This window comes from Pseudomonas sp. HP_01, from assembly GCF_055284355.1.
The window spans coordinates 1-4,571 of sequence record NZ_JBTOPV010000061.1 but is presented as its reverse complement, the minus strand read 5'-3'; the positions used below and the strand labels follow the sequence as shown (position 1 = coordinate 4,571).

Annotated in this window: 5 protein-coding genes; 3 read left to right on the top strand and 2 right to left on the bottom strand. The window is 62.5% G+C overall.

The window, feature by feature from the left end:
- Positions 1 to 370: 370 nt before the first annotated feature.
- Both ACYAR8_RS22800 and ACYAR8_RS22795 read right to left on the bottom strand, forming a co-directional pair.
- The gene (locus ACYAR8_RS22800; protein ID WP_463581135.1) at positions 371 to 1,558 is read right to left on the bottom strand and encodes a benzoate/H(+) symporter BenE family transporter; all 1,188 of its coding nucleotides are present in this window, start codon (positions 1,556 to 1,558) and stop codon (positions 371 to 373) included.
- A 128-nt stretch (positions 1,559 to 1,686) separates the two neighbouring features.
- Positions 1,687 to 2,130 (bottom strand): MarR family transcriptional regulator, encoded by a 444-nt coding sequence (locus tag ACYAR8_RS22795; protein ID WP_108119565.1) that lies wholly within the window; start codon positions 2,128 to 2,130, stop codon positions 1,687 to 1,689.
- A gap of 81 nt (positions 2,131 to 2,211) precedes the next feature.
- On the opposite strand from ACYAR8_RS22795, the gene ACYAR8_RS22790 reads away from it, so the two are divergent.
- Genes ACYAR8_RS22790 through ACYAR8_RS22780 form a run of 3 tightly spaced genes read left to right on the top strand, consistent with a single transcriptional unit; the run spans position 2,212 to position 4,461 of the window.
- Entirely contained in the window at positions 2,212 to 3,378 is a 1,167-nt protein-coding gene (locus ACYAR8_RS22790) for an aminotransferase-like domain-containing protein (RefSeq protein ID WP_463581134.1), read from the top strand.
- Positions 3,379 to 3,438: 60 nt separating this feature from the next.
- Positions 3,439 to 4,041, top strand: coding sequence for a glutathione S-transferase family protein (locus tag ACYAR8_RS22785; RefSeq protein ID WP_074892803.1), 603 nt, complete (start codon positions 3,439 to 3,441; stop codon positions 4,039 to 4,041).
- Between the two features lie 33 nt (positions 4,042 to 4,074).
- Positions 4,075 to 4,461, top strand: a complete 387-nt coding sequence (locus ACYAR8_RS22780) for a lysozyme inhibitor LprI family protein (RefSeq protein WP_463581133.1) — start codon at positions 4,075 to 4,077, stop codon at positions 4,459 to 4,461.
- Positions 4,462 to 4,571: the final 110 nt, after the last annotated feature.

The following is a 4,571-nucleotide window of genomic DNA, read 5'->3' as shown; positions in this document are numbered from 1 at the left end:
CAGAAGAGTGGCTTGCCCGCGATTCTCGGTGAGTCAGCTGACATTGATGCAGCATGTAGATTGCAATCGCGGGCAAGCGCGCTCCTACAGAAGAGTGGCTTGCCCGCGATTGCGGTGAGTCAGCCGACATTAATGCAGCAGGCAGATCGCGTTCGCGGGCAAGCGCGCTCCTACAGAAGGTGGCTTGCCCGCGATTGCGGTGAGTCAGCCGACATTGATGCAGCAGGCAGATTGCGTTCGCGGGCAAGCGCGCTCCTACAGAAGAGTGGCTTGCCCGCGATTCTCGGTGAGTCAGACGACATTGATGCAGCAGGCAGATCGCGTTCGCGGGCAAGCGCGCTCCTACGGAAGAGTGGCACGCCGCGAGCGGTCATTTGCGATAGTTGAGAATCAGCAGCGTCAACACCCCCGCGACAATCCCCCAGAACGCCGAACCGATGGAAAACAGCGTCAGCCCTGACGCAGTGACCATGAAGGTGATCAGCGCTGCTTCGCGTTCCTTTGGCTCGTTCATGGCCACGGTCAGGCCGTTGATGATTGAGCCAAACAGCGCCAGCGCGGCAATCGACAGCACCAATTCCCTGGGAAACGCCGCGAACAACGCCGCCAGCGTCGCGCCGAACACCCCCGCGATGGCGTAGAAAATCCCGCACCAGATCGCCGCTGTGTAGCGCTTGTCGCGGTCTTCGTGGGCGTGGGGGCCGGTGCAGATTGCGGCGCTGATCGCCGCGAGGTTGATGCCGTGGGCGCCAAAGGGTGCGGTGATCAGCGAGATGAGGCCGGTGGCCGTGATCAGGGGCGAGGCGGGGACCTGATAACCGTCTGCGCGCAACACCGCGACGCCCGGCATGTTCTGCGAGGTCATGGCGACGACGAACAGCGGAATGCCGATGCTGACGGTCGCAGCGATGGAGAACGAAGGCGTGGTCCATACCGGCATCGCCACTTCCAGGGCGAGGCCGCTGAAGTTCAGCAGGCCGAGCATGCCCGACAGTGCGACACCGACCAGCAAGGTCACCAGCACGGCGTAGCGCGGCGAATAGCGTTTGACGATCAGGTAAGTGAAGAACATGCCCAGCACCAGGCCGGTGCGGTGTTGCGCGGCGACGAAGATTTCGCTGCCGATCTTGAACAGAATCCCCGCCAGCAGGGCCGCCGCCAGTGACGTCGGCAAGCGCTTGACCAGCCGTTCGAAGCTGCCGGTGACGCCGCAGATGATCACCAGCACAGCGCAGGTGATGAATGCGCCGATGGCTTCAGGGTAGGCGACACCGCCCAGGCTGGTGATCAGCAATGCCGCGCCCGGCGTCGACCACGCCACGGTGATGGGCGAGCGATAACGCAGCGACAGGCCGATGCTGCACACCGCCATGCCCATGAACAGCGCCCAGATCCACGAGGAGATCTGCGCGGAGGTCAGCCCGGCGGCCTGACCGGCCTGAAACGTCAGCACCAGCGAACTGGTGACACCGGTCATCATGGCGATGAAGCCGGCAACGATGGCGGAGGGCGAAGAGTCGGTCAGCGGTCGCAATGGCGCGAGGGGCACGTCAGTCATGCGGGTCTATCCTTGGCGCAACGGTTGAACAGAGCTGCCAGCCTATACGCAGTGGTCGGGCCCTGTTGCAATACAGCCATCGGCGCATTGGTCGGCACAGTTTCGGCCGCAGCCTGCAACCTGGCAGTTCAGCCGCGGGTCATCGTGTTGCCCAGCGCCTGATTCACCGCCAGCCAGCCATCCACCGCCTCGCGGCCGGCTTCAGCGAATACCCGTTGCAGCAGCTTGACCTGCTCGCGGCGCAGTGACTCTTCAAACGTGCGGCCCTCGGCGGTCAGCTCCAGCAGGCGCTTACGTTTGTCGTCCTCGGGCGCGACGCTGAGCACCAGCTCCATCTCGATCAACTGCCGCAGCGGCGTGTTCAGCGCCTGCTTGCTTACGCCCAACTTGCCGAGCAGTTCCTTCACGCTCAGGCCCGGATAGCGGGCGATGAAAAACACAATGCGCTGGTGCACCCGACTCAGCCCACGGCGGTCGAGCATTTCATCGGCCTTGGCGGTGAACGCTTGGTAGCCGAAGAAAAACGCTTCCATGGCAATTTGCTGGGTGGATGAATTTTTAAGGTCAAGCATATTGACGTATCCGTGCGCGGCATCGTAATTTCGGTCAACCAGTTTGACGTATTCCCCTTTCTTTCCGCCAGCGGTGATCCGATGCCATTTTCCGAACGCGTTACCCGTTTGAAGAGTTCACTGATTCGCGAAATCCTCGCCGCCGCCCAGCGCCCGGAGATGATGTCGTTCGCGGGCGGATTGCCGGCCGAGGCCATGTTGCCGAAGAGTGAGTGGTCTGACATGCCCCGCAGCATCGGCCAGTACGGGATGAGCGAAGGCGAACCGCAGTTGCGTGAGGCGCTGGCCGCCCAAGCGCGGGCGTTGGGCATCGACTGCGACGCGAGTCAGGTGATGATCGTCAGCGGTTCCCAGCAGACGCTGGATCTGGCCGCCAAGCTGTACATCGACAAGGGCACCGAGATCTTGCTCGAAGCGCCGACCTATCTGGCCGCGCTGCAAATCTTTCAGCTGTTCGGCGCCGACTGCCTGACCGTGCCGCTGCTCGCCGAAGGCCCGGACCTCGACGCGTTGCGCCAGCGCCTGGAGATGCACTCGCCGTCGTTTGCCTACCTGATTCCCACGTTCCAGAATCCGTCGGCGGTGCGTTACAGCGAAACCGCGCGGGATGCAGTGGCGGCGTTGCTCGACGAATTCGGCGTCACGTTGATCGAAGACGAGCCGTACCGCGAGCTGACGTTCGACGGCGGCAGCGCGCGGCCCATCGTCAGTCGTCTGAAAAAGGCCAGCTGGATCTACACCGGCACCGTGTCGAAAACCCTGATGCCGGGGTTGCGCGTCGGCTACCTGATCGCCACGCCCGATCTGTTCCCGCATCTGCTCAAGCTCAAGCAATCGGCGGATCTGCACACCAATCGGGTCGGCCAATGGCAGGCGTTGCAGTGGATCGGCAGTGAGCACTACGAGCAGCATCTGCTGGAACTGCGCAGCTTCTATCGCACCCGCCGCGATGCGTTCGAAGGCGGTCTGCAGCGGCACTTCGCCGATCTGGCGGAATGGAACAGCCCACAAGGCGGCCTGTTCTTCTGGCTGACCCTCAAGCACAAGCTCGACACCCGCACCTTGCTCGACAGCGCCTTGGCGCAGAACGTGGCGTTCATGCCGGGCGAGCCGTTTTTTGCCGATCCGGACGCTAACCCGGGTTACCTGCGGCTGAACTTCAGCCACATCGACCCCGAGCGCCTGGACGAAGGTTTGAAGCGGCTTGCCGCCGTCATTCGGCAAACACAGCTTTCACAGGTGGCCTGATACATTACGCACACGCACGACCGGCACGACTGACGGCACACGATTGAAGGGAGAGGGTTGATGTACAAGGTTTACGGCGATTACAACTCGGGCAACTGCTACAAGATCAAGCTGATGCTCAACCTGCTCGGCGCGGAGTACGAGTGGGTGCCGGTGGACATTCTCAAGGGCGAGACCGAAACCGAGGCGTTTCTGGCGAAGAACCCGAACGGAAAGATTCCGGTGCTTGAACTCGAAGACGGCACCTGCCTGTGGGAGTCCAACGCGATTCTCAACTTCCTCGCCGAAGGCACGCCTTACCTGCTGACCGAGCCGCGCCTGCGCACGCAAATGCTGCAGTGGCAGTTCTTCGAGCAGTACAGCCATGAGCCGACCCTCGCGGTGGCGCGCTTCATTCAGTTTTATCTGGGGCTGCCGGAGGAGCGGATGGAGGAATACCACTCGCTGCACCGGCGCGGTAACAAGGCGCTGAAAGTCATGGAGCAACAGTTGCTGCGCACGCCGTTTCTGGTGGGTGACAGTTTCTCCATCGCCGACATCGCGCTGTACGCCTACACCCATGTTGCCGATCAGGGCGGCTTCGACCTGGCGCAGTTCCCGGCGATTCAAGCCTGGCTCGCGCGGGTCAAGCAGCAGCCGGGTTACGTCGGCATGCTGGATTGACGTTTGGCGTTGTTCACTGAAAGGAGATGAGACATGCAGTACAGGATGATCGCGGTCGGCATGCTGATGGCGCTGGGCATCGGTTGCTCGGCCCAGGCCCAGGACTGCGACGCCAATCAGGCGTCTATGAATCAATGCGCGAGCCAGGAATACAAGGCGCTGGACGCGGAATTGAACACCCAATACAACGCGCAGATGGGCTATCTGAAGACGCCGGCGCGCAAGAAAGCCCTGCAGGATGCGCAGAAGAAGTGGATCGCGTTTCGCGACGCCGATTGCCAGTATCAGGCCGGCAAACGGGAGGAGGGCGGGAGCATGTGGCCGTTGGTGCAGGCGCAATGCCTGTCCGCGCAGACCAAAGTGCGGGTTGAGCAATTGAAGGCGTATACGGCGTGTCGCGACGAAGGCTGCCCGAAGTAAAGGCAAGCTCTCCGTAGGAGCGGGGGGGGGCGCCCCTCGGGGGGGGTAGGGGGCGGGGGGTGGCAGCGGGGATTTTTTTGGGGGCCGCGCGCCCCCACCCGTGGGTTGTT